Origin of the sequence: Paenibacillus sp. EZ-K15 (assembly GCF_002573715.1) — a bacterium.
GTDB lineage: Bacteria > Bacillota > Bacilli > Paenibacillales > Paenibacillaceae > Paenibacillus_AQ.
Map to the genome: position 1 here is coordinate 166,223 of NZ_PDHM01000008.1, position 25,615 is coordinate 191,837.

The 25,615-nt window shown below is 45.1% G+C and carries 18 protein-coding genes and 1 pseudogene; 18 read left to right on the forward strand and 1 reads right to left on the reverse strand.

Features of this window, described 5'->3' with window-relative positions:
• Together CRG97_RS05335 and CRG97_RS34175 are read left to right on the forward strand one after the other, a co-directional pair.
• On the forward strand, positions 1-379 hold a 379-nt coding region (locus CRG97_RS05335; RefSeq protein ID WP_161952921.1), incomplete at its 5' end, for a tRNA-dihydrouridine synthase.
• A gap of 3 nt (positions 380-382) precedes the next feature.
• Positions 383-534 (forward strand): annotated as a pseudogene (locus CRG97_RS34175) (SF0329 family protein); the annotation flags it as partial.
• 231 nt (positions 535-765) lie between these two features.
• Here CRG97_RS34175 and CRG97_RS34180 read toward each other — a convergent pair.
• Positions 766-846, reverse strand: coding sequence for a putative holin-like toxin (locus tag CRG97_RS34180; protein ID WP_353057537.1), 81 nt, complete (start codon positions 844-846; stop codon positions 766-768).
• A 398-nt stretch (positions 847-1,244) separates the two neighbouring features.
• Here CRG97_RS34180 and CRG97_RS05340 point away from each other — a divergent pair, with 398 nt between their 5' ends.
• The 16 genes from CRG97_RS05340 (at position 1,245) to CRG97_RS05415 (ending at position 25,613) form a co-directional block, all read left to right on the forward strand.
• Positions 1,245-2,405: a cobalamin-independent methionine synthase II family protein gene (locus tag CRG97_RS05340; protein ID WP_098742091.1), complete on the forward strand. Its 1,161-nt coding sequence runs from the start codon at positions 1,245-1,247 to the stop codon at positions 2,403-2,405.
• A 232-nt stretch (positions 2,406-2,637) separates the two neighbouring features.
• Complete coding sequence (locus CRG97_RS05345) at positions 2,638-6,012, forward strand: HEAT repeat domain-containing protein (protein ID WP_237566299.1); 3,375 nt, start codon at positions 2,638-2,640, stop codon at positions 6,010-6,012.
• Positions 6,013-6,106: 94 nt separating this feature from the next.
• On the forward strand, positions 6,107-6,916 hold the full coding sequence (locus CRG97_RS05350) for an AAA family ATPase (RefSeq protein ID WP_098742092.1): 810 nt from the start codon (positions 6,107-6,109) through the stop codon (positions 6,914-6,916).
• 238 nt (positions 6,917-7,154) lie between these two features.
• Complete coding sequence (locus tag CRG97_RS05355; RefSeq protein WP_098742093.1) at positions 7,155-8,333, forward strand: DUF4317 domain-containing protein; 1,179 nt, start codon at positions 7,155-7,157, stop codon at positions 8,331-8,333.
• A gap of 221 nt (positions 8,334-8,554) precedes the next feature.
• Positions 8,555-9,259, forward strand: coding sequence for an ABC transporter ATP-binding protein (locus CRG97_RS05360; RefSeq protein ID WP_098742094.1), 705 nt, complete (start codon positions 8,555-8,557; stop codon positions 9,257-9,259).
• Positions 9,259-11,586 (forward strand): ABC transporter permease, encoded by a 2,328-nt coding sequence (locus CRG97_RS05365; protein ID WP_098742095.1) that lies wholly within the window; start codon positions 9,259-9,261, stop codon positions 11,584-11,586. Before CRG97_RS05360 ends, CRG97_RS05365 begins: the two co-directional genes overlap by 1 nt.
• 262 nt (positions 11,587-11,848) lie before the next feature.
• Positions 11,849-14,062 carry an ABC transporter ATP-binding protein gene (locus tag CRG97_RS05370; RefSeq protein ID WP_098742215.1) on the forward strand — a complete coding sequence of 738 codons (2,214 nt, stop codon included), beginning with the start codon at positions 11,849-11,851 and terminating at the stop codon, positions 14,060-14,062.
• 7 nt (positions 14,063-14,069) lie between these two features.
• Entirely contained in the window at positions 14,070-14,600 is a 531-nt protein-coding gene (locus CRG97_RS05375; RefSeq protein ID WP_098742096.1) for a DUF1854 domain-containing protein, read from the forward strand.
• 11 nt (positions 14,601-14,611) lie between these two features.
• Positions 14,612-16,840 (forward strand): ABC transporter ATP-binding protein, encoded by a 2,229-nt coding sequence (locus tag CRG97_RS05380; protein ID WP_098742097.1) that lies wholly within the window; start codon positions 14,612-14,614, stop codon positions 16,838-16,840.
• A gap of 267 nt (positions 16,841-17,107) precedes the next feature.
• Positions 17,108-17,971 carry a response regulator transcription factor gene (locus tag CRG97_RS05385; protein WP_237566300.1) on the forward strand — a complete coding sequence of 288 codons (864 nt, stop codon included), beginning with the start codon at positions 17,108-17,110 and terminating at the stop codon, positions 17,969-17,971.
• Positions 17,971-19,374, forward strand: a complete 1,404-nt coding sequence (locus CRG97_RS05390; protein WP_098742098.1) for a sensor histidine kinase — start codon at positions 17,971-17,973, stop codon at positions 19,372-19,374. The genes CRG97_RS05385 and CRG97_RS05390 overlap by 1 nt, the downstream gene beginning before the upstream one ends.
• An 18-nt stretch (positions 19,375-19,392) precedes the next feature.
• A complete protein-coding gene (locus CRG97_RS05395) occupies positions 19,393-20,157 on the forward strand; it encodes a hypothetical protein (RefSeq protein WP_098742099.1) in 765 nt (254 codons plus the stop codon).
• 190 nt (positions 20,158-20,347) lie between these two features.
• A complete protein-coding gene (locus CRG97_RS05400) occupies positions 20,348-21,616 on the forward strand; it encodes an alpha-L-fucosidase (protein WP_098742100.1) in 1,269 nt (422 codons plus the stop codon).
• Positions 21,617-21,636: 20 nt separating this feature from the next.
• Positions 21,637-23,025 carry an ABC transporter substrate-binding protein gene (locus CRG97_RS05405; protein WP_098742101.1) on the forward strand — a complete coding sequence of 463 codons (1,389 nt, stop codon included), beginning with the start codon at positions 21,637-21,639 and terminating at the stop codon, positions 23,023-23,025.
• A 28-nt stretch (positions 23,026-23,053) separates the two neighbouring features.
• Positions 23,054-24,421: an ABC transporter substrate-binding protein gene (locus CRG97_RS05410; RefSeq protein ID WP_098742102.1), complete on the forward strand. Its 1,368-nt coding sequence runs from the start codon at positions 23,054-23,056 to the stop codon at positions 24,419-24,421.
• 73 nt (positions 24,422-24,494) lie between these two features.
• Positions 24,495-25,613, forward strand: a complete 1,119-nt coding sequence (locus tag CRG97_RS05415) for an ABC transporter ATP-binding protein (protein WP_098742103.1) — start codon at positions 24,495-24,497, stop codon at positions 25,611-25,613.
• Positions 25,614-25,615: the final 2 nt, after the last annotated feature.

The window sequence follows — 25,615 nt, forward strand, 5'->3', positions numbered from 1 at the left end:
TCTAACCATTAACGGGGATATTCCTGACCGTCAGACCGGACTCCAGCTCGCTGAACAATACGGTGTGGATGGCATTATGATTGGACGTGGTATTTTTCATAATCCGTTTGCTTTTGAGAAGGAGCCGAAGGATCATAGCAGTGAGGAATTGCTTGATCTGCTGCGGCTGCATCTGGATCTCCATGATCAATACTCAGCACAGGAGCCACGTTCATTCAGTCCTCTTGCTCGCTTCTTCAAAATCTATGTCCGTGGATTCCGAGGGGCAAGTGAACTCCGAAATAACTTAATGAACGCAAAGTCAACAAGTGAAGTACGTGCGTTACTCGATGAGTTTGGAAGCAAGAATCATGATGAGGTAGAGGAACGCGGAAATTAAAATGACAGGCTGGATAGCCATGATATCATGTTGAATATTCTGGCCTGGTAGACAGACGAGTTGGAAAAAAGAAAACTCTGAACATGATCGAGCAGATCATGTTCAAGCATCCAGCTGTGCAGTATTTTTATGAACAACGTCGTAGTACCTTGTAAATCAGTTGAATGTTATGTGTAGATGCTACTAACTCTATACACATGTAAAGTTTATAGGGGCTGCAAATTGAAATCTCCATTGGTCATGTTATAATAAAGGCATAAACAGCTTATAATGCAAAGAGAGCCGTGCGTCAACACGACTCTCAACGCAATAGCCGCTTTTAAGGGCGGTGGGCCTTACAAGAGGATATACGTCAAGTAGACCGCAACCTTTGCACGGTGGGCGGTCTACTTGTGTTTATTGGACAGCAGCGCTACAATCAGCGAACCAAAGGTCAGCATCAGCATAATCGCTTCAAACACTGTCACAAGGCATCACCTCCCTTCCGGGAGATTAGCCGACCGCCCATATCAGCCTTTCCATTGCTCTGTGATTATACCATAATATTTAATCCTCTAGACAGATGAACAATAATTCGCGTTTTCTGTAAACCGGTTGTTGATGTGAAACGAATATTTATTATATCAAATCGAGATTCCTAGTATAATGCAGTCTCTCGATTTAAAGCGTTCCTACAAAGTAAATTTGAGTATTTCCAGAGTATACGAAGCATGATTCTTCTCATGTAGAAGTCGTTTTAGCAAATGCCAGAGATCTGATCGGATTTGCTATAGCTTTTAGCTATAACTAGTTATGTTCTTTTGGTATGTCTTCTAACCCCGCTCGTCGTGATATGATCATCGTATACAACGAGGGGGTTATTTACATGACTGATAAGTTCCAGATCGTAGGAAGTTTGTTGCGGCCCGAAGAGCTGCTGAAATATAAAACGCAAATTGAACATCGTGATGATATCCAGTATCCGTTCTATGAGAATTTTGAAGGCTATGCTGAGTGCGAGACAGAGGCGATCAAACAGGTTGTGAAAAAGGAAATCGAGCATAACCTGTCGATTATTACGGACGGCGAATTCTCCAAATCGATGTGGCATCTGGATTTTGTATGGGGCTTTGGCGGAGTTGAACGTTTTATCGCGGACCATGGCTACTTTTTCCGGGATGTGGACGGAACCTCTAAATATGAAACACGCAAAGATATTGGATTGCGCATTACTGGCAAACTGAGCGGAAAGAATCATCACTTCATTAAACTGTTCAAACAGCTCCAAGATACGGCTGGCGATCAGCAAACGAAACTTTGCGTACCATCTCCTTCCCATATCTTCGGTGAACTTTCCTGGTCGGATAACATTGGCGGCACGGATGCTGTTTATCAGAACAAACAGGAGCTCAAAGCGGGCCTTGTAAGCGCGTATAAGGAATTTGTGGAGGAATTCGCTGCGGTAGGCGGCAAAATCTTGCAATTCGATGATTGCTTATGGGAGCTGTTTGCAGACGACAACCCGAACTCTCCGTTTACAGGGGAGCATATTAATCAAGCGGAAGTACAGGGTCTCGCCACCGAATTTATTGATATTAACAATACAGTGATTGACTTCGGTCATGGCCTGGGATTGAAAATGTGGACACACAACTGCCGGGGGAACTACGATTCCCGCAACATGGGCGGTGGATCTTATGCAAAAATCGCCAACCTGTTCCTCAAGCAGTTGAAATATGATCGCTTCTTCCTGGAGTGGGATGATGATCGTGCGGGTTCGATTGAAGCACTGGAGGTTTTCAAGGACAGACCGGAAACGGAGATTGTTCTGGGCTTGCTGTCTTCCAAAACAAATACGCTTGATGATGAAGGACGCGTCATCCGTCTGCTTGACGAAGCATCCAAAATCATTGATAAGGATCGTCTGCTGCTCTCACATCAATGCGGCTTTGCCTCCTGTGATGGCGGTAACGAACTAAGCGAAGCCGAGCAATGGGCAAAAATCGATCAAGGTCAACAGATTGCCAAGCAATACTGGAATAACTAAATTCGGATAAACATCATCTTAAGCTAAAAGGGATGACTCAAAGGGCCGCTAATGGACCCCGCGAGGCATCTCTTTTTGTATGCAGCGTTTGCCGTAGGCTAAGTTATCTGGAATGTCGCATCGAAAAGGAGAAGCCTTCGCTTATGAAGAAGTTATATGCTTACAGGAGAGCTTGCGCAAGAATGGTTATGGAGAAATTTTGATCGGTTATAAGAACATGAGGGGAGAGGAAATGTTGACATATAACCATGATTTGATGAACAAAGAGCAATTGCTCATGGAGCTGGATTCGCTGGGTTATTCGGACAGGATGAAGCGGATGGCGCTTCTGGGACGCCAGCATAAAGGAGATGCGGATTATTCCGCGCTGCTCGTATCCTTGCTCGACAGCGGCACCGCCTATGAGGCGCATTTGGCATTAACCGGTGCGGGTGTAGTGAATGATGCTCGTGCGGTTTTGTTTGCCCTGAAGCACCCGAAGGCAGGGGTCAGAGGGCGGGCGGCTAGACTACTGCCGGAAGTGATGATAGATCCGGACTTTTCGGTTGAAACCGAAATCGCCCTGATGTCATATCATTGCCGCCGTCAACTGCTGCGGAGCATCGTGAATACATATCGCCAGGATTGGGCGGAACGGCTGCTGCCGCTCGTGCTTGACCGATGGGGGGCGCAAGAAGCCTCCTTATTATTGGCCGTGTGCAGCGAAGAGACGGTTCGCAGCAGGCTTTCGGAGCTGGGGTATGCGTTACGCAATTGGCGGCTCCTAACGAAGTACTATCCCGATCTTGTTGCAGTGTATGTCAAGAATGCTTTGCAGAACGCAACGCATCGGGAAAAGATCAGTGTATGGTGGACGCTCTCTTCCGCGATTGAGGTACTGAGTGTTACAAGACCAGCAATCGTGTTGGAATGTGCCTTGAAGCTTGGGCCGACGGATATGATTCATCCTGTACTCAAGCAGCAATTGGGTATTCTGATTCAGGCCAGCCCTGAGGACGTATTCGAGCTGCTGACACGTGAGGACACACGGGAATATCTTTTGAAACATGGCGTTCCGCCAGGCGTGTTGAAGAAGAGGAAATGGTTCACCACAGCGCAGTGGACCACGCTGACTACCTTGCTCGCAGATCAGCCTGTGCATCTAGCCAAGGTACTGGATACCCTTGCGCCGTCTTGTCGCGAAGCGATGTTTGATGCCGCTTATAAGGAAGACGAGCGGAAGACACGCATTTTCCCTATGCCGCTACTGGATGTACTACCGCATCGACTGCGTGACAAGGAAGCTGCCCGCATGCTGGAACTTCGCGACATTCGTGATCATCGGGATGACATGCTCGAAACGACGGCGCGCTGTTTAATTGTTAACGCCAGGGAGAAGCTGGAGCAAGCCGTCCAGGTGTCTAATAGCGATGAGCGTGCTGCGGCCTATGCCCACCTCGTTCGGAGTACAGCTCTATCACGAAGCGGAATGGATGAGACGCTGCGCTTCCTGACTCGAATCAAGAACGACCAGGATCCGGTGCGCTGGGCTGTTATGGCCGAGCTCTCAAACTGTCCTGCTCCCATGTTTAAGGAAGAGCATGTGAACGATCTGACTGTGTTAGTGGATAGCGTGGTGGAAGCCAGGGACACTTCGTATGGGACAAGGTCCGCCACGGAGAAACTGGCTTTTGCCATACTGCGTGAACATGCATGGGAGCCGAAGGGCGAGCTATTCAAGTTCGCTTTGAGAACGTTTGGAAGATTGACGATGCGGGACGGTCAGTTTGCGTTGTTCTCGATGGATTGGGATAGCATACCAAGTTCTGCACTGGAAGCGTTGTTCGATGAGATTTATGCCTTTGGTGTAGAAGCGAACAAGCGCGAAAACATAAATGTGGTTCTGCGTATGGCTGATTTGTTTGGAAAAGCCGTGGATCGGTTGCCGAAGCTTCAGCTTCTGCTGGAGGAACTGCTGAAGGCCAAAACGGTATCGCCGCAGGCGGTCCATTATTGGCTGGCACCGTATGGAACCCGGGATGCGAGGGTTAGAGAACTGCTGGACAGAGACCCATCCTTCATCTCATTCCACGACGTATTTATGCATCTGCAACTGAAGCGTCAGGAGTGGCTTACCCCGTTCATCTCGGGGCAAATCATCAAAGGTAAGCATTTATCGGGAAAAACGATTTATGTTGTGCCCGCCTATAATGGGTTTCACCGGTGGCTGCCGCGCCAGCAAAAGGCATTAGCTTCCCTCTTGGAACGGGTGGCATTGGATGCCAAACGGAGTTTCCATGAACGTGCGGCGGCGATGCGGAGCTTGGCAGTCATGCCGGATTATGGCTCCGATCAACTGGAGGTCCTGCTGCAGGATCAGGAAGTGCATGTCGTCGAGGCAGCGCTTTACGCATATTCGTTATGGGAAGAGCCGGAGAAGGCACTTCCTGTATTGCTGGGTAACCTGGATGGAGACCGTGCTCGGGTCGCCATGTACTCGATCCCCAGATGTTTGCGCAGGGTGAGCCCGGTCTTGTTGACGTCCATGCTGTCGGACCTGCTGAATCGGGAGAAATTGAAAATCACGGTCAGAAAAGAGGCTATCCGGCTGCTTGGAGCTTATAAAAGCAGTGAGAGCATGGCACTGCTCATCCGTGAATACGAGAAACCGAATGTACACAAAGACGTGATGATCGCCATAGGTCACGCTGCCAGACAATGGCTCGATGATGAACGCAGCTGGACCCTGATGAGTGCCATGGCTGCTTCTCCGCAGCGTGATATCGCAAGAAGCCTGCTTAACCAGTACGCTGGTGGACTTCCGGTGGAAGCTCGGCCAAGGTATTTGGAATTGATTATCGAGATCGCAGGACATGCCGATGCTGTTGTGGCAAGAGAGGCTTTCCAAGCCATGAGCCATTGGGTGAATGGAAGTGAGGAGAAGGTCGCGGCTTCCGCCAGCAGAACGATTCTTGATATGGAGGACAACGCCAGATGGAAGGCCGCGTTGGATACGCTCATTGTGGCTTGTCGTGATGGGAAGGTGAATGATCGGGTCATCGGCGTTTGCACACAGTTGGCCGACATGGAGACGAAGGCTGAATGGAATGCTGCCCCGGAGAGGGACCTTCCAGAGCGGCAGCGTCTGGTGGCATTGATTGATAAGCTGATCTCATTACCTCCAAATGCAAGGCGGGTACTCGTTCCTTTATATACGGGCATGGTCGATGCTCTTAAATCCAAAGAAACCCTGAAACCAGCCGTGATCAAGTTATATTTGGCGATGGTTGAATGGAACCAGGCGGATCAGGCTGCCCTGCATTTGGACCCTGTGATTCAAATGGTGAACACGCATCCGTATCTGTTGGATTCTGCCTACAGACAGATTGCTCGGGCAGCCAATGCCAATCAGGCGTATTGGAGCCCGGAGGCGATTCTGGACCTGGTGGACAATTTGAGAGATCGGCAGCCGTTTGCGGCTCAATATATCGGACTTTCTCTGCTGAGGGTTGCGGGAACATCCTTATTGTGGAACCAGGCTTGTACCGACCGTTTAAGAGCGTACCGGAATCATGAGCATGAGGCGATTCGTCTGGCGGCACTGGATATTTGGACTGTCCTTGAATAGAAAGGTTGTTTGGGTCGGATGGTTGCATCCATTGAATGGCCATGTATGAATATCAAACTTTCATTATTTCATTTTCCGAGAGGTGAGCGAGACGATGCTATATTTAAGTAACTTCAAACTCTCTTCTACCATTTCCAGCAACCCGAATATATATCCCGATCATGTGTTCAGGCACATTGCAGGGGAAGTTCTGCTGTTTGATCGAATCACGGTACTATACGGCAGTAACGGCTCCGGCAAATCCACCGTGCTGAATCTAATCGCCAACAAATTGGGTATCGAGGGCGCTGAGCGAATGACAAGCTATGGTCACAACGCGTACGCACAGCGGTTTATCGAGGAAAGCAGCTACCAACTCGGGCATGATGATCAGGAGCGACCCCTATATAAGCTTCCCGATGGGAGCCGGTACATCAAGTCAGAGGATCTGTTGTATGAAATCAAGAAAATACAGCAGGAAAGCGTGCTTCGCGAAGGGCTGCTGCATGAGCAGCTCGTACAGGGAAAGAGCAAGGCTGAGGTAGAAGAGCTGGAGCAGTCATATGAATTCAAAAAGAAGATGGATATCATTCAATTCTCGCAGGAGAAATATTCGAACGGGGAGACGTCCATGCAGTTTTTTGAGGAATATTTGCTTCCCGGGAAACTGTATTTATTGGATGAACCGGAAACGTCGCTTTCTCCGGCGAATCAAATCAAGCTGGCCGAGCAAATGAACGATCTGGCGCGTTATTTTGACAGTCAGTTTATTATTGCTACGCATTCTCCCTTTGTTCTGGGTACGCTTCATGCGAAGATCTACAATCTCGATGCCAAGATTTTGCAAACGGCAGAATGGTTTGAGCTGGACAATGTACAATTCTTTTACCGGTTTTTTCATAAACATCAAAGATTATTTGAATGAATATATTCGAGTTTCCAGAAGAGGTATCCTTTGAGTAAGGATATCTCTTTTTGGTATGGGTTCTCACAAGGGGATGTCCTCGACTCGGGTATTTAAATATGCCACAATAGAGGATCAGGTGCACAGGAGAATTGACCCTAGGCGCAGCAATGCAAGCCGCAAGATGGCTTACAAATTTACGGTCCAATAATTTATACTAGATAAGCCAGAATATATTTAAGGAGCTGCCGAATTCGATATGAACAAAAAAGAAGTCGCCAATATACGCAAGCAATTTAAGCTGGATCACGATTTACTGAATATTTACGATATTCTCAATGTCTATATTACGAAGGAAACGAATGAAATCTATCACTGGGAGCGCCTGCCGTTCGAGCTGGTGGATCGGGAGAAGCAAGAGTTATACATGGGGAATTTCAAAAAACTGCTGACCGGCGAACTGGATCAAAAATTGTTCGAATTGAGGTTTCAGGAAGCAGCGGAGGAACCGGCGCAGGTACTGCTTCACCAAGCTCTCGTGTCGGGTGATCCGGAAGAATGGCAGGACTTGATGCTGATGCTTGTGGAGAGAATGCTGACGGATGCCAAATATGAGCGGGATATGGTGGTCACGTTCGTTCGGGGACAGTATTATTTGCCGACCAAGGCGAGAAACGATGAAGCGGAAGAGAGTGAGAAGAACGAGGTGTTCGCCCATCCGTTCATTTTATGCAGTGTGAATTCTACGGAGAAACAACGGAAGACGCTCTTGTTCGATTATGTGGAGAGGGAGTTCAAGTACAATGTCATTGTAGATCCGATTATCAAGTTAAGTACGCCGGAGCAAGGATTCCTGTACCCTAGCGTGACGGACAATTATTCCGATGTGAATCGTATTTTGTATTGTACGGGAAAATCGAATTTTCCGGACCCGCATTTTGTCGAACAGGTCTTGAACGGAGAAAGATCCGTGACGGCACTGGAAGAGCGAGCGATCTTCGAAGATATCGTCAAGGAAGTGGCCGGCGAACAGCTCGATTCAGCCACCATTGCTCAGGTGTACGAGGAAATCAACCGGGTGATCGAAATTAACGAAGAGACGAAGGAGGAAGAACCTCCGAAGCTGGATTATAAAGATCTGGAGCGCGTACTGAACGCAAGCGGCGTAGAGGACGTGACGACCGAGAAGGTGGAGCGGGCATTCGAAACCATCGTGGACAACAAGAACTATGAAATGAAAGCAACCAGCGTCATGCCGAAGTATACTTCCAAATCCATTAAGATCGAAACCAAGGTAGCTACGATTTCGGTTAGCCCGCAGGATTTAAGGTATGTCAAACAGGTTAATTTCCAAGGTAAACGCTGCATCATGATTGAAGTCGACGAAGATGTGGCGATTGAAGGATTTACGCTAGCTTCAGAGACGCTTTTAAGTTAAATCAAAAAGAATAGAACAGACCGCTATCCCTCAGTCGGATGGCGGTCTGTTTTTTTGCCTTTTGGAAAATTTCGTCCGGATTCAGCGTAGCTCGGCGAAATCCTTCTTGAGGCTGATGATGGAATACATCGCTTGTCGGGTGTCTCTTGTACCGTAAGGTGTAACATGGAGATTAACCGCATCAAGGCCAACTGAAAATTCAATACGGGGAGATGTAAGAAGTGACAACGTTAATCGAATTCAAAAATGTAACCAAGACATATCAAATCGGTGAAGTGACGATTCAAGCCCTTGCGGGCGTTGACTTCTCCATATTAGAAGGGGAATTCGTTGTGATTCTAGGGGCCAGCGGGGCGGGGAAAAGCACGATTTTGAACATTCTCGGCGGGATGGATACGGCTACTTCGGGACAAGTGTTTGTGGGAGATCAAGAGATTACGGGATGGAACGAGAAGAGATTAACCGAATATCGAGGCGAGAAGGTTGGCTTCGTATTTCAATTCTATAACCTGATTCCGAATTTGAATGCGCTGGAGAACGTGGAATTTGCGACCGAGGTATGTAAGGACCATCTGGACGCCCGTGATATTTTACATAAGGTTGGACTAGCGAATCGCATGAAGAATTTCCCTTCCCAGCTCTCTGGCGGCGAACAGCAAAGAGTTGCGATCGCAAGAGCGGTTGCCAAGAATCCCGCACTTCTCCTCTGTGATGAACCCACCGGTGCTTTGGATTATGTGACAGGGAAGTCGGTCTTAAAACTTCTTCAGGACTTGAACAAGGAAACGAAGACATGCGTCGTTCTGGTCACCCATAATTCGGCCATCGCGCCGATGGCGGATAAAGTGATCCGCGTCAAGAGTGGAAGGATCGAGAGCATCACGATCAATGATCACAAACAAAGCGTTGAAGGGATCGAGTGGTGATGAAGATTTTATCGTTGAAATTATTAAGGGATATGAAGCAGTCGATCGGACAATTCATAGCCATTGTATTAGTTATCGCGGTGGGAGCTTTTTTCTACACGGGGCTGGTCACCTTGAGCGACAATCTTAGCGCCTATACCAAGGGGTATTTTCAAGAACATAATTTAAGCGACTTGAACGTCTATTATAGTCAAATTTCCGCAGAGGATGCGGCTGGTTTACGAGACATTGAAGGCATCCATCATATCGAAGGGCGTTATACCGTCCAAGCAGCACAGGCTTTTGAAGATTATAAAGCTACTTTAACGGTGCATTCGATCCCTGTACCTAATGAAATCAATACGTCCAGGATGATAGAGGGCAGGATTCCAGCCGAGCCGAATGAGATCTTATTGGACGCCCATTATGCTGGGGCGCATCATTACCGTGTCGGTGATCCCATCAGCCTCCGGGTGAATGACAAGGATATGACGTTCACGATCAGCGGCTTGAATGAGAATGTGGAGCATGCCAAGAAGAACGAAACTCAGGACCATCAAGCTTATGGAATAGCGTATATCTCCGAAGAGACCATACCTGAAATCGCAGGCGGCTTGTTCTACAATGAAGTCATGATTGATGCAAAGGATGGTTACGACATAGACAAGTTAGGCCAAGCCATTGAGGCACATTCCCAGTCACTCCCTTATGTAAGCCAGGTCAGCAAAGAACGGACCTTCAATTATTCCCAGACCCAGCAAACGATCCATAATAATAAGCTGATGAGCAGGGTGATCCCGATCGTGCTCTTTTTGATTGAAGCGGTGATCCTGTTTCTGATCATGTCAAGGATTATCGATTCTCAGCGAAATCAAGTGGGCATTATGAAGGCATTAGGGGTGAAAAAAAGAAGCATCATGTTTCATTACATGGGCTACCCTGTGCTGGCGGGTGTCATCGGCTCCATCCTGGGCTTTGCCATAGCCGCCGCCTTGTTCATTCCACTCATTACAACATCGATTGGAAGATCCTACTCCTTACCTGACTTGACGTTCTCCCTTTCGTTATTTGCGATCCTTCCTCCGATGATATGCTCCTGTGCTTTTGGCATGCTGTCCTGCTATTTAAGCGGTAGAGCGATATTGCAAGAACGTGCTGCCCAGGCGATGCGTCCGAAGCCGCCGAAGAAGATGAAGAAGCTGCTCATCGAGAAAATACCGGGGATGTGGAGTCGGCTGCCCTACAGCTACAAGCTGATTCTAAGAAATATATTCTTAAATAAACAAAAAGCATTAGCGAGCTCCGTTGGCGTTGTGGTCAGTACGGTTTTGTTGATCACGGCTTTCGGCACGCAGACGGCCCTGCTCAAAGTAGCTGGCCAGATTGAAGAGGTAAATACGTATGATTTACGAGTTGATTATACGATGGGATCGTTCCCGAATACGGCAGCACTGCCCTCCGGCATTGCAGATCGTTATGGGTTGTCCACCTACCCTGTGGAATTCATCAAAGGGGAAAACAAAGAAAACGCTATGCTCGTGGTTACGGAGCAGGATAATGAGTTGATTCATTTTTATGATGAAAAAGGCAATCGGCTATCGTTAGAGGATCATGGCGTGCTGGTACCGAAATCTTACGCGGATCAATATCACATATCCGAAGGGGATACGATCCAGATTCAATTTACCGCACCGGAGCTGAACCAAACCATCGTCGATATGAAGGTTCTGGATATATCCACACAGTATTCGAATCCGTCGTTCTACAGCACACCGGACTATATGAAGAGCTTGGGTATAAACTACGATCCTGCCTCGCTGTTAGTGAGCGTCCATAGCGCTGCAGATCTGGCGGGCGTTCGCAGCTTCTTTGAACAGGACCCACAGGTGGATGCCATTGCAGACAAGAATGATCTAAAGAAATCAGCGGAATATATGCTGAAACAAAACAGCTTTATCTTCATCATGTTTATCGTCTGTGCCGTCATTCTGTCCTTCGGTGCCATCTACACGATCTCTTCCATCAATATTTACGAAAGGAATCGTGAGCTTGCTACGCTGAAGGTCTTAGGCTATCCCAAACGCAAAATCAATCGGCTAATCTTCTCTGAAAACATGCTGTTAACCGCTTTTGCGGTCATTGTAGCTCTGCCGATCAGCGGATATGTCTATTCCATCATCATCAAGGCGCTTTCGAGTACGCATCAGCAAATCCCGAATCAATTAAACCTTGTGATCCTGCTGGCATCGGTTGTGCTGGCGTTCTTCCTGACCCTTCTTTCCAACCTCATGCTTCGGAAAAAGGTGACGCGGATTCATATGATTGAGTCACTGAAGGGTGTGGAGTGAATTGTATTCCTACTGCGCCCGCCGATCCGGCTGGCCAGCCGGGGGTATGGGCTTCAGGACGATATCGGTGAAGCTGCCTGTGTCAAGAAACTCACCTTGCTAAGTCGCGGTAATCGCGGCTTTTTTGTTTCAGTTTACCTAAGAACACACACTATCTTCACATCTTAGTTGATAATATATTTACAGGGGATAAATACCTTATTGGGGTTCTAACAAAAAATATTCGGAATTATGGATGTATCGAATGATGAAAGGGGAGCCCATGATCAAAAGCTTACCGCAGGAAGTGATTGTCGCGATACAACCTCATGAGCCTTATGACGTTATCTACTGGATGTTATGTGATCGAAGTCTGGATGGCGAAGGCTTCGCAAGTACGTATTTAATTCTGAGTAAGGAAAAGCTTTTCGTTGTATCATTCCAAAGAGATAAGGCGAATGTAGAGTCCATCGATATCGACAATATTGAAACCGCATTCACCGTCAATTTAATCGCCTCTGGTCTCATTGTTCTACAAGAGGATGAGGAGCGGATCATCGGAGCATTTACGAATGGACAGATGGGGAGCGCTGCCAAGTTTGTCTCGATCTTTACTAAGATTAAGAAGAAAGAAGACATTAGCGATGAAGAGGTTGAAGATCGTCAGGAGAACATCACTTGTCCGAAATGCGGAATGAGATATCCCGAAGAAGGCAGGCAAATTTGTCCGAAATGTATGAAGAAGCATGCCATCTTCTCTAGGTTGCTAAGATTTGCTGGACAGTATAAATTTTTGATGTTTTTCATTGTTCTGTTTATGCTGCTCAATTCCGCTACAGGTCTTGCCATACCTTATCTGCAAGGTACGGTGTTGTTCGACCAAGCCCTTGGGAATACCGGAGACTTCGCTGGACGAATTGGTCTCGTGATCGTACTCATTTTTGTTTTTCGAACGATTTCCTTATTGTTCGGGATCCTATTTAGCACAATAAATGCCAGATTGGCGGCGAATGTCGTATTTGATTTGAAGGCAAGTGTGTTCGCTGCGATGCAGCGGTTATCGCTTAGTTTTTTTCAGAAAAAACAAACGGGTCAGCTTATGACAAGGGTTAGCAATGATGCGCAAGAATTGCAGTATTTTTTCGTAGATGGCATTTCTTACTTTATCGTCAATGCCATGAATATCATCGGTATTACAACCATTATGTTGATTATGGACTGGAAACTCACATTGATCTGCTTCATCCCGATTCCATTTGTCTTGCTGCTGATACGATGGGTGTTCCCTAAGCTATGGCGGTTGTCTTGGCGGAGACATAGACGTGTGAGTACGCTCAACGCCATGATCAGCGATACGATACAGGGTACGCGAGTTGTGAAAGCGTTCGGGAAAGAACGTCAAGAGCTTGAGCGATTCCAGAGAGCGAATTCATCCTACTCAGAATCGGAACAGTCCTTTAACCTGATGAGCAGTACAATCTTCCCGATATTAACGATCCTTACTCAATTCGGGGGCATCTTAATCTGGGCTTTTGGTGGTTGGAGGGTGATGCAGGGGAGTATCTCGTTCGGTGAAATCATGACTTTTATAAGTTATATTTACATGCTGTACGGTCCACTACAGTTTATGAATAACATTGTCAATTGGTGGTCCAGTTGTATGAGTGCGGCGCAGCGCATTTTTGAAATACAGGATTCCGTCTCCGATGTTGCAGAAAAAGAGGACGCGGTTGCTCTGGAGCACATGAATGGCGATATTCGTCTTTCCCATGTCACCTTCGGTTATGAGCCGAACAAGTTGATACTGAAAGATGTGTCCCTGCATGCAAAACCAGGCCAGATGATCGGTGTCGTGGGACATTCGGGTGCCGGTAAATCCACACTCGTGAATCTGATTTCTCGCCTATATGATGTTACAGATGGTGAAATCGTGATAGACGGAGTTAACGTAAAAGATCTCCAAATCGATACGATGCGTAAAAACATCGGGATTGTGTCGCAAGAGCTATATGTGTTCATGGGAACAATTGCCGAGAATATTGCTTACGCTGATCCTGAATGCTCGCTGGATGACATCATTAACGCTGCTCGAATTGCGAATGCGCATGATTTCATTGAAAAGCTGCCCGATGGTTATGACACGATCGTAGGTACTGGAGGTCATATTCTATCTGGTGGAGAGAAGCAAAGAATATCCATCGCACGGGCGGTTCTGCATAATCCCCAAATTTTAATCCTGGATGAAGCAACGGCATCACTGGATACGGAGACCGAACTTCAAATCCAAGAAGCGCTTGAAACGTTAATTCAAGGTAGAACGACGATAGCCATCGCACATCGGTTGTCTACATTAAGAAATGCGGATTACTTACTGGTTATGGATGGAGGAAAGGTTGTTGAAGAAGGGACACATGAACAATTAATGATGCTAAAAGGCGTATACCATGGCTTAGTACAAAAGCATGATGAAGCGCTGAGCATGAGAAGGGTGGGTTAATCTTTTAATGCAAATCACGGTACCTAACCAATCCGATTTGTCTGTCGCAGCGAGCATGAATTATTTAACGGCTGATAATACAGTGTTTACAAAAACAGAAGGCCACATGCTTAGGGTTCAAGTGAATGATGAGAAATATCCGGCGGTATATTTGCACTGTTCCTTCCCTCATACCAATAGAAGAGAATATATATCTGTTCGCACAAGTGAGAATAAAGAGATTGGCATCATCAAGTCTTTGGATGAAGATTTTCCGAAGGTTACCGTTAGCCTGCTTGAGGAGCAAATAAAAATGAGATATTTTGCTCCTGAGATCACGAAACTGATCAGAATTAAAGAAGAATTCGGGTACTCCTACTGGGAGACGGAAACCGTGTCCGGGAGCGTTCGGTTTACGGTTCGTAGCGGCGGAGGGAATGTGAAGCTCGTAACTGATCGCAAGTTATTAATTATCGATGTGGATGGGAACCGATTCGTCATCGAGGATATCACGCATTTAAGCGAAAGGGAATATCGACTGCTAGAAATGTATATATAGGGGAGGCTGCGATGAACCTTCAATTTAAGCTATCAGAGCAAGATCTTCTAGCTGTTCAGCAAGCCTTAGGAGAAAATATTACGTATTGCGTCCCCGCAGATTTATCGTTTGACAGCCGTAGGACGAATGGTTATTTTGTGATTGGGGAGACCAAGTGGGTCCACATAGACAATGGGACGGTTATCGAAACCTGTTCAATTCATGAGGCACATGATTACAAGGTTGTTCCTTTAATCGGAAATGTGATCATGGAGGCAACGCATATGCAGACCCCGAGGATCATCATCCGGTGCACGATGCAGCATGCAGCAAGGCTCTCTTACATTGCTCAAATTCTGAATTACATGGCTTCGAACAGTAAGATCCGGATCTACAACAATGAGAGCGAGAATGTATGTTCACAATGTGGCGGCTACCTTGTTAAAGGTACTAGGTTATGTCCGAAGTGTATGAATAAAGGAGCGGCCTTTAAGAAACTCTGGGACGTTTCGAAGTCACATTGGAGAATATTGATCACGGCACTCGCCGTTCTATTAATCATGTCGGCTGTTACGCTAACAGGCCCTTATTTTCAAAAAATACTTGTGAATTCGGCTTTGCAGCCGCCAGACGGTGTGAACCCAAGTACGAGGATATTTCTAATGGCTCTCGCTGGAATTGCATTTGGTTTAGTAGCAGGAGAGTTGTTAGGGGTATTAAGGGGTAGGATTATGGCCCGTGTAAGTTCAAGAATTGCAGCGGATCTGCGTAATCTTGTCTTTGAGAAGATTCAAAGCTTGTCGCTTGGATTCTTAACCTCGCAGCGTGCTGGCGATATCATGAACCGAATTAATTCTGATACAGACCGCATCCGGAATTTGATTCAAGAAGTGTTTTCGATGGCTATTTATCAAATCATCATGCTGGCTGCTGTGAGTTTCCTGCTATTTCACACAGACTGGCAGCTTGCCCTTATTATTATTTTGCCGGCGCCGATCGTTGTTTATATTCAATACTTTGTTTGGAAAGTCGTGCTTAGAAAGCTCTTTCGCAAGCAGTGGCGGGTTCATGATAAAGCCAATTCATTCCTGCATGATGTGCTGAGCGGGATTCGAGTGGTTAAAGCATTCGGTAAAGAGGAGCGGGAGATTAAGCGGTTCAGAGCATATCACCGGGAGTATGCCTTAGCTACAATCCGAAGTGAAAAAGTATACAGTTATTTATCGCCTATTTCCCATTACTTGATCCAGATTGGACAATATTTTGTATTGCTAGTAGGCTGTAATATGATTCTGGGAGGGAGGCTGTCCCTTGGTGAATTAGTTCAGTTTACTGGCTACGCAGCCATGATCTATGGTCCGCTTGGATGGTTAATGAATATGCCTAGATGGATCGCTAACGCCCTCATTTCTGTAGAGCGAGTATTCTCGGTCATTGATGAACAGCCGGAGATCACCGACACGGCGAAGTCCACGAAGCACAAGATCGATGGGACGATAAGTTTTAAGAATGTTACCTTCGGATACCGATCCTATGAACCCGTGCTCAAGTCCATCGATGTCGATATCAAGAAGGGGGAAATGATAGGACTCGTTGGTCACTCGGGATCGGGAAAGTCTACGTTTATCAATCTTATCTCCCGCTTCTATGATGTTAATGAAGGAACGATAAGCATCGACGGTGTGGACATTAGAGATATCAAGCAGGAAGATTTACGTTCTCAAATCGGGGTTGTGCTGCAGGAAACATTTTTGTTCAGTGGAACGATCATGAATAATATCAAGTATTCAAAACCAGAGGCAACGATGGAAGAAGTGATACAGGCTGCAAAAATAGCCAATGCTCATCATTTTATTAGCCAGTTCCCAGACGGTTATGATACCAAACTGGAGGAGAACGGGAACAATATTTCAGGTGGTGAAAGACAGCGGCTTGCCATTGCTAGAGCCGTGTTAAACAATCCTAGAATTCTAATATTGGATGAAGCAACGGCTTCGCTAGACATCGAGACAGAATCGGAAATCCAAGAAGCGCTGCAACGTGTCACCAAGAACCGGACAACAATTGCGATAGCACATCGATTGGCCACATTGAAAAATGCGGATCGACTTGTGGTACTGAATAAAGGAGTCATCGCTGAAATCGGGACCCATGAAGAATTGATCGAGAAGCAAGGAATATATTACAAGCTGGTAACTGCGCAGCGAAACATGTCTAAGACCCAAACCGAACGGGTGCTGGAGCACACCTTACATACTTGATGCATTCGGGACTGCAAGCCTGGCGGATAGCGGCTCTGATCCCGAATGGATAGAACCTATCCCGAGCTTTGTCGGAATAGGTTTTTTTTATCCAAAGGGGGGAGTCCAATTAAATCGGCGAGGCGAGAATCAACGATTTACATGGTACATAAAAAAGGAATTGAGACCTGCATGGCAAATAGTTAATTCTAGGAAGCGCTCTCACGAGAAATAGGCTCAACAAATTTCCAAATGCACGTGCCATAGCAACATACAGATAAGGAGGAAATGGAATGGATCGTTTACAGCAAAGGGGGCAGCTTTACGAGTTGCGGACGTAAACTTGAAGTAAGAATAAAAAAATTGGCAACAGCACCGCTCGCTCTTAATCCGATTTGGCATAAAGATACTGCTAGCAGCGAAGAGGCTATTGGGAGGAAGAAATATAGCATGAACATTCTAATCGTTGAAGATGATGAATCAATTTGCAATATATTACAATCATATCTGGTGAATGAAGGTTGGACGGTATATACCTCGGAAGAAGGTAATGATGCCCTGCAAAAAATTCATAACTTTAAAATTGATTTATTAATTCTGGATTTGATGATTCATGGCATACCAGGGGAAGAAGTTTGTCGGAAAGTGAGAGGGTCTTCCAGCATGCCGATCATAATGATCACATCCAAGGCTCGTGAAATCGATACGATTAATGGTCTTAATCTAGGTGCGGATGACTACATTACGAAGCCTTTCCGCATGAAAGAGGTCATCGCTCGAATTCGAGCTCTGGAGCGAAGAATGAAGATGCTCTCTATAAATAGCCGAACGGTGATGCGATTTAACAAAGGAAGACTTCAAATAAACTTTGAATCGAAGGAAGTATACGTAAACGGTAAACTCGTGAATTTAACGGTTACAGAGTTTAAGCTGTTAAGTGTTTTGCTCAAAAAACCAAATAAGTTATATAGTCGACAAGATTTATCTTATGAAGTTCAAGGTTATCGAGATATTGGCGATGGGAGAACGACAGATACGCATATAAAAAATATCCGCAAAAAAATTGAAGAAGATCATAAAAATCCGGTTTATATTGTAACAAAAATTGGTGCGGGGTATAAATTTACGTTCCATCCGGATGAAGAGTACTAATGGAATTGTGGAATAGATTACGCCAGACCCATTGCATTCTGTTTATCTCCCTTATTTTGACATCTTTGATCTTTTTGTTAGCGACCTATTTCTTATCCCGTCTTTCATTTGATCGTTCAATCGAGGTTTATAAGATGAAGTTTGTAGAGGATCAAACGCAGAAAATTGCCTTTACTTTGCGTACTCATCTAGAACCGGGCAAGCTATCGATCGAGAAGATGGACTGGCTTAAACAAGCAGTTAATGTATATTCGATGAGTATACGTTACTATGCTCCGGGCCATGAAGAAGTGCTGTATGATTCAGGGCTGGAAAGTCAGCAATATGGTCGGCCCTTCACGGCTAGCAGTCCGATTTATGTCGATGGCCAGTTAATCGGAATTTTGGATGCTACGGTTGATTTGGATAATGATTTCAATCTTCCTTCCGCATCGTTTTTTTCGTTTGCTTTATTTGGAGGTAGTGGTGGTGTTACCATCATCTTATTGTGCCTTATGGTAGTTATTTGTTATCTTCTTGCCAGGCGATTGTCGAAGCCGCTTCGTTTAAGCAGCCTTCAGGCGAAACGTATTGCTGGGGGGCATAGGGACACTTTAATTTCCGAAACGGGAACGTTGGAGCTGAATCAGCTAATTACTTCTATGAATAAGCTTGTCGTTGATTTGAATAACCAAGAACACTGGCGGGAGCAATCGATGCAAGATTTAACGCATGAACTTCGTACTCCGCTAACCTCTATGCTATCCAGAATGGAGGCACTTATTGATGGTATTTATCCAGCGAATGAAGAGAATTTAAATCGTATTTACGCCGAAATTGATCGGCTATGCCGCCTTGTGGATGATGTGGAAAAATTGTCTGAAGCAGAGGGAGCTAAATTCCAGCTTGATATCGAATTAATCGATATACGAAATCTGGTGAGGGATGTTTACGAGAATTTAATCTTCTTAGCTAAAGCCAAAGATATAAACTTTACTCTGCATACCATCTATACCCCTTGTCACGTGGAAGTAGATCCTGACCGTTTCGTCCAAATTATGACGAATATTATTTCCAATGCGATCAAGTATACGGCAATTGGAGGGAGCATCGATGTGGGAATCACGATTGATCACAAAGAAATGGTTACTATTTATTGTAGAGATAACGGCATAGGGATATCGGAGTATGATTTGCCGCTTATTTTCAACCGGTTTTATCGGGCAGATAAAGCACGTACTAGAAATACAGGTGGAATTGGGGTTGGATTAAGCATTGCTAAAGCACTGATTGAAGCTCATGGGGGAACTGTTCAAGCAGAAAGTAAGATAGGTGAGGGTTCGATGTTTCGAATTGATATTCCGTTAGTCCGAGCGCCCAAAAACGAGCTGCTGGTGAACTCATATTCGCCATACAAGTTGTGACGGAGGTTTTACTTCATCATGAAAAAAACATTCCGCTTGCTATTCAAAAACCCATTAATTATGATGTATCCGATTATTTTGGATGCGTTATCATTCATTATAGGGCTTATGATTGTTGGTTTTATTGGTGTACCTTCACTATCCATACGTCTTATTCTGGAGATGGGGATTCCATCGGTCAGTTATGTTAGTAATATTCCGCAGCTCATCAATCAAATGCAGTTTATGGGTGATGCGATATCCGTGAGAGCGTGGATTCCTGTTATCTTCATGCTGTTACTGATGGCTTTTGCTCAGGGGGGGTACATCGCTTCTTTGCGTAATGTTGTGGAAGGCAGTCCAATATCAATCGGTCAATTTATGAAAGACGGCAAAACATACGTGGTTCGCTTTATCTTCTTGTTTATGATCATAACCGCAGCAAAGACAGCCATTACCACGTTATTGGCAGCGTTTCTAGGTGTTATTGGACTGTTCTTGTCCCTTGTTATATTTGTAGTTCTCCGAGTCATCTTTATTTATGTCGAATATTGTATCGTTGTTAATCAATTGAATGTGGATGCAGCATTCCGTCAGAGCAGACGTTATTTTCAAGCGTCAAGTTTTAACACGTCAGGAATTATTATTGTCATGATGATCAGTTCAGGCGTCATTAGCTTGCTACTTCACTATTTATGGAGCCCCGCAGCAGTAATTATAGCGATACCCATTTGTGCTGTTGTCATGGGTGTTATTCAAATCGCTTTCATGCAGCAGTTGTTGTTAAACAAAGTATCTACATGAAAAATTGTAATGAAAGCAGCTTGCCTTTTTGAACACGCACTAATACATAATTAACCTCTTTAAATAGCAGTGAGGACACTCGTCCTTACTGCTATTTATCGTTTTGAATCATCACATGAAATTCGCAACATCTTCACACCACCTTCACAACAGAATTGTTAAGATTAGAAAAAAGTTGAGAGGGGTCTTTATGATGACGAATTCGATGATTAAACCTACTCTTCGGCAATTAGAGTATCAGGGCTGGGAGTTCGGCATGTTTTTGCATTTTGGTCTGCGTACATTCTATGAGGGGTATGTTGATTTTGATAAGCGCCCGATGTCACCTGCGGAATTCAATCCAGTTCGGTTAGATTGCGAGCAGTGGATTCGAACAGCTAAAGAATCTGGGATGAACTACGCGGTATTGACAGCCAAACATCATGATGGTTTCTCTAACTGGCCATCGAAATATAGTTCATTCACGGTTGCTCAGTCCCCATGGAAAGAGGGAACAGGGGATGTTGTGAAGGAGTTCGTCGCTGCTTGCCGTAAGTATGGTGTGAAACCTGGATTATATTATTCTCCATTTGACGGCTCGGCAGATTTTTATAATCAGGATGCTCGTGCTTATGATGATTACTTTGTTAATCAAATTACAGAACTGCTCGGAGATTATGGAGACATTGATATTCTGTGGTTTGACGGTTGCGGCTCTGAAGATCATGAATATGATTGGGCAAGGATTATTCGTGAGATTCGCCGACTGCAGCCGAATATTTTAATTTTTAATATGGGCGATCCTAATTTCCGGTGGGTAGGCAATGAAGACGGGATTGCACCGATTCCTTGCTGGAATGTTACAGATGCAACGGACTTCTCGATTTTAACCGAGCAGAAAGATGCATTGGGTGAACATATATGGTTACCTGCTGAGTGCGATGTACAGATGCGGGCGAATTGGTTCTACAGTGATCGTGATGAGCACACCGTCAAGAGTCTGGATCAACTTATGGGCTTGTATTATTATTCGGTAGGTCGAGGCGCTAACTTGCTATTAAATATCGGACCGGATCGAGAAGGGCTGTTACCTGCCAAAGACACGGTACAGTTACAGGCAATGGGTGATGAGATTCGTAGAAGATTCGATCATCCTATTGCTTCAATAGAACAGTGTTCACAGAATAAGTCAGGATGGTCTTATGAGGCAACGAAACCTCATGTAATCGATCATATCATGATTCAAGAGGATTTAACGAACGGAGAACATGTTCGGAGTTTCCGGATTAACGTCACGACTGAGAAGACTCAACGGTCAATCACGGTGTACGAAGGAAGAAACATTGGGCATAAAGCAATTATTCGCATCCCTGCGATTAAAGTTAAAGGCCTTCAGTTAGAAATAACAGATTATGAAGATGTGCCTTCAATCCGCCAAATGGCTATCTACCATGTGGGGGAGACCTATGATTCCGAATAAACCATGAGGGGGAATTGATTGTGATTAAGAACCGAAAAATTTGGAATGTGCTTATGATTCTGTGCCTTATGTTTACCATTTTTGTAACCGCTTGCAGCGGCTCGGATAATACAGCTAATGAACCAGAAAGCCCGACTGAAGCGACGAATACCAATAATACGGATACTAACACGGAGGAAGGTAAGGAAGAGGAACCGAAAGAGCCTGTCAAACAATTTAGCGATGAACCCGTAACGCTGAAAATAGCGACGCCGTGGGGAATCGACTATTTCACACCGAGAATGATTGATCCGATTCAGGAGCAATTCCCCCATGTGACCGTTGAGCATGTTGACTGGAACGGGACGGCTGAGAATATGCAGGAATTAAGTGCGCAAGGTATTGTTCCTGATATTGTATTAGGTTACACCGGTCAAGCACCGTTTGAAGAACTTGAGATGGTATTCGGTCTGGATGACATGATTGCTGAGTATGGCGTTGATTTAAGTGGAGTCAATCCACAGCTGCTTCAGGAATTACGTTCAAGGGACAAAGAAGGACGTCTGATTGGTCTTCCCGATGCTGGCGATGTCCTCGCATTGTACTATAACAAGGAAATCTTTGATCTGTTAGGTGCCAACTATCCATCTGACAATATGACGTGGGATGAACTTATTGATCTAGCGAAGCAGCTGACCGTCAAGAAGGACGGTGTTCAATATAGTGGTCTTGATCTAGGGGCCATGCCAACAGCGTTATTTAACCAATTATCGATGAACTATACAGACCCGGAGACGGGTGAAGTATTGTTTGATAAAGATCCTAAATTTGCAAAGATGATGGAAGTTCTCAAGAAATATTTCAGTATACCCAACATCTATAATCCAGAAGAACAAAGTAAATTTGAAGGTAAAACAGCTGCAATGGTCATTAACTGGCATGGCTTCTTAACTTGGTTTGGCGGAGAAGCGGAAGAGAGAGTTGAATATGAGAAAAGTATGGATATGGTTCCCGTTCCGTCGTTTGCAGATATGCCGGGATTAGCTCCTAAACCAGGGGCTCATCCATGGATCATCAATGATTTCAGTGAACATAAAGAAGCAGCATTGCAAGTGTTAACCTACGTGATCTCCCCTGAATACCAGATACAATACCGGATGAAGATGGGTACTCCTTCCGTATCCTTAAGCCAAGAGGATGGGAAATTGTTCGGTGCAGACGATCCAACGTATACAGACAAAAATGTCACGGCGATGTTCCAAAATCCATTTGCTGAACCACCTGCACGTAAAAGCCCATGGGATCGGCATGTTGCGTTCAGTGAGGCACTTACGAAGTTTGCGACTACCGATTTGAACGTAGCAGAATTTACACGTGTACTGAAGGAAGAGTCGGAAATTAAGATCAAGGAAGAGCAATCCAAGAAATAAAAATGAAATGCAATGGGAGGAATGGTAAATGAAGCTGAAACACGCATTTGTCCTATTGTTTGTGATTATGTTGTCTATTTCAATGTTGTTGTCAGGGTGCAGTACGGATCGTGGTGGCAACCAGGAAGCCACAACGGAAACAGTAGACACGGATACGCCATCCACGGATGCGAAAACAGAAGATGAACAGGCCGTATCGACAGATGAGGTTACCATCAAGATTTTGTATCCATGGGGACAAGAGGCGTTCGATAAACTTTTTAAGGATATTGATGAGAAGCTTTCGAATATTAACGTGGAATTAGTTGACTCCCAAGCACAATTGGAGCCATTGCAAGAGCTGAACGCGAAACAAATCGTGCCGGATATCATATTTGCCAACTGGGGAATTGACGCGTTGCAGGAGCTGGATATGATCGAACCACTCGATGATTTGATCGAATCCCACCAATTCGATCTTAGTGGTATAGACCCTTCCATTATAGCTTACTGGCGTTTAGTCGATTCTGAGGGCAGATTGCTAGGTATGCCTACAGCTAGCGACAATTATACGATGTTTTACAACAAAGAGGTTTTCGATCTATTTGGAGTGCCTTATCCAACAGGGGATCTGACATGGGATGCCATGGTTGATCTTGCGAAGAAACTGACTGGTGAAAGAGACGGAATCCAATATCATGGACTTGAGATGGGCCCTGGATTCGCAGGTACGGAAGCCTTGGTTCCTTTAAAGCAATTAAATGTGAACCTGACGGATCCCGAAACAGGTGAGGTTTTAATTACTAAAGAACCGGCAATTATTAAATACCTTGAATTGATGAAGAAGTTCTACAGCATCCCTGGTATTTATAGTGATGATCCGGAAGTCAGAAAGGATTATTCCTTTCAAAATAAAAATGTCGCTATGATCGTATCTTGGCCGGGATACATGAAATGGGGCATTGGAGATCCGGAAATCACGAAACATATTCAATCCGTACCTGTGCCGGTATGGCCGGAATTACCGAATATTGCACCAGCTTCATTCTCGCATCCATTCATTATTAATAAATACAGTGAGCATAAAGATGAGGCATTTCAAGTCCTTGCCGAATATGTGTCTCCCGAGCATCAGGCCCAATTAGCGAGAATTGGGGACCGTCCAGTACTAACCGATCCGAAAGTTTACGAAGAGTTCGGCGCAGAACTTGAAGTTTATGAAGGTATGGATATCAACGCATTTTTCTCACGCCAACCAGTCATTCCAAAAATGATCAGCAAATGGGATCAATATGTGGATCTTTCAGGGAGCCTTCTGAAATTCTCTGAGTCAGATATGAATATTCCAGAGTTTCTAAGAGTATTGCAGGAAGAATCTGAGGCGAAAATCAAAGATGCCATGGCTAAGGGACAATAGATATTCCATGACCAAAAGATTCAAACTAAGGTAGTGACTGGGGAAAACAGGATCATGCAAAGGAGGAATTCTAGTGTCGAGAATTATATTTAATCATGTTCACAAACGTTACGGGAAATATAAAGAATACGCAGTGAAAGACTTTAACCTCGAAGTTGAGGATGAGGAATTTCTTGTCTTTGTAGGTTCTTCAGGATGTGGTAAATCGACAACATTACGTATGCTCGCGGGATTAGAAGATATCTCAGAAGGCGAAATTTACATTGGCGATACCATTGTGAATGATATGCCGCCTAAAGACCGTGATATATCGATGGTATTCCAAAACTATGCGTTATACCCGAACATGTCTGTCTACGATAATATTGCCTTTGGTCTGCAAATGAGAAAGCTTCCGAAACATGAAATTGAGTCATCGGTTAAACGGGCTGCCCGCGTGCTAGAAATTGAAAACTATCTGGACCGTAAACCAAGAGAATTATCGGGCGGTCAGCGCCAGCGTGTTGCACTCGGTCGGGCGATTGTTCGTACACCACAGGCATTTCTGATGGATGAACCGCTCTCTAACTTGGATGCTAAACTGCGTGTGCAGATGCGTTCGGAAATTATTCGGCTTCACAAAAAAATCGGTGTCACGACGATTTATGTTACCCATGATCAGATTGAAGCGATGACGATGGGCGATCGTATTGTGGTCATGGAGAAGGGGATTGTTCAACAGGTAGATACGCCAGAGATCATTTATAATGAACCAGCTAATCTGTTCGTAGCTAACTTTATCGGAAACCCGCCGATGAATTTTGTGACCGGTAAAATTGAAGAACGTGAAGGGTTCCTTGAATTCCATACGAAGCGCTTCGGGCTCAAGCTTACAGAGAAGCAAGCTCATGCGATAAGACAGATGAATCTCGTAGATCGAGGAATCATTATTGGAATGCGGCCAGAAAACATTAGCTTTGAGGAAATTATGTTGGAAGCGTATCCACAGTCGATTATTAACGGAACGATGGAATTAAGTGAATTTGTTGGATCTGACCGTTACTACCATATGAATATAGGACTCGAGAAATATCTAGTTGCCCGTGCTCACCCACGCTATCACTTTGACGATGGAATGAGAACTGCTGTCGCCGTGGATATGAACAAAGCATTATTTTTCCATAAAGATACAGGGCTTCTATTAACAAAGTGATG